This is a genomic window from Paraburkholderia kururiensis JCM 10599 = LMG 19447, from assembly GCF_003986935.1.
GTDB lineage: Bacteria > Pseudomonadota > Gammaproteobacteria > Burkholderiales > Burkholderiaceae > Paraburkholderia > Paraburkholderia kururiensis.
Map to the genome: position 1 here is coordinate 1 of NZ_RJZE01000130.1, position 402 is coordinate 402.

At 69.9% G+C, this 402-nt stretch carries 1 protein-coding gene; it reads left to right on the forward strand.

Annotation, left to right across the window (positions count from 1 at the left end):
• Positions 1 to 402 (forward strand): porin (locus PKKP23_RS33605; RefSeq protein ID WP_138721066.1); only part of this gene is annotated, 402 nt, incomplete at both ends.

Below are 402 nucleotides of genomic sequence, written 5' to 3' on the forward strand. Positions count from 1 at the left end.
GCTGGCCAACACCTCGGGCGTCATGACGGGCCGGTTCCGTCAGCGTGAGTTCGGCGCGGGCGCGTCGTACGCGTTTGGCCCGGCGACGGTGGGCGTGGCATGGACGCAGTCGCGTGTGGACAACCTGGCGGGCGCCGCGGCGGGCCAGCGCCAGGGGCGCTCGAACAACTACGAGGTCAACGGCAGGTATGCCGTGACGCCGGCGCTGGGCCTGGGCATTGCCTACACGTTCACGGATGCGCGCGGTTACGGTGTCAACGCGGCCGGCAACGACATGAAGACGCGTTACCACCAGATCGGCCTGCAGGCGGACTATGCGCTGTCGCGCCGCACGGACCTCTATGCCGAGGCCGTGTACCAGCACGCCATGGGCGACGGCGGGGTGGCCTCGATCTACAGCGG